Genomic DNA, 1,170 nt, shown 5'->3' on the forward strand with positions numbered 1-1,170 from the left:
TCAAGTTTAATTTAGAGATGTGACCGCTAACAAAATGTGACCAAAACTGCCCTAAAAGACCTACTCCGAAACATCTAACCAAATGGTGATATTCTAGCAAACTACTCTCACCTTGAGCTGATAATCTTTTTTTTCTTTCCTCAAATAAGGCAATAATATCTTCTTCTAAGCAACACCGGCAAGCAATATCGTATCTCTTGGTGCTAAAAGGATTATCTGAATCTGGTGGCATAATCAGTTTCTTGCCTACCATTTGCCTATCAAGCTTAACTCCATGTAAACCACCTACTTTTTTCCAGCAATCTTCACTAGACAGTATTTGTGCAAGAAAATTATGCCTTCTTTGACCACTTCTTTCATGTAAATCCCAATTTGCATAGCACCAACGTTCAATTTGAAAGACCTTAGATGCCCTATAAGGATCATCCTCTTTAATGCAAGAAAATAAAACTTGCGGAATGTCTGAACGCAACATGGCTACTCCCCTTGAAATGAATAGACTTTAACCCCTTACATACCATAAAGGTTTAATGTATTTTGGACATGCTACTCCATCTTTAAAACTTGTCAACCCCTACATTTAAAATTTTTTGAAATAATTTTTGATGGAAGTCTTTAATGATAAGCTATTACTAATTTGGCAATACATGCTGTTAAAAACTTAAATAATACAACCACTTTCAGCAACTTAAAATAACAAACGTGAGAACTGTTCGTTTTGGGATCAGTTGGTCTACCAAGTGTACCGTTCGAACTTTTCTTTATAATAATTCTACTATACCACAAAACTAGCTATATTAGCCTATTTTTGCCGCATTTAGATATGAATTAATTTACTTAGTTTTGTTACAACAATTTCAAGCTTTTATTTTCACAACGCTGCTTTTATTTAAATCGCTCTCACGAAGGTAGGTACTTTTTTGTGGTTTTTGTAAAAAGTAAATAACTAAATTTGTCATGGCACTAATAGGCTGATGTTTTTATAAAATCTTTTCTATATTAGTTCAAGCCTTTCAAAAATTTTAAATCTCTCATATCTGCCAAGAAGGACCTGCAACTGGTTCATTAGTTAGAGGTTGTCCGGAAACTAGTAAATTCAAGCATATTCCCTCTTTAACATAACCCTACTCATAGCTAGGTATATGAAATTCTCAGTGGATGTTGTGAGTA

Annotated in this window: 1 protein-coding gene; it reads right to left on the reverse strand. The window is 33.8% G+C overall.

Features of this window, described 5'->3' with window-relative positions; genetic code table 11:
* Positions 1-475 (reverse strand): hypothetical protein (locus BA053_RS06230; protein WP_156518240.1); only part of this gene is annotated, 475 nt, incomplete at its 3' end.
* Between the last annotated feature and the right edge of the window lie 695 nt (positions 476-1,170).

The organism is Wolbachia endosymbiont of Nomada ferruginata (assembly GCF_001675785.1).
Taxonomy (GTDB): Bacteria; Pseudomonadota; Alphaproteobacteria; order Rickettsiales; family Anaplasmataceae; genus Wolbachia; species Wolbachia pipientis.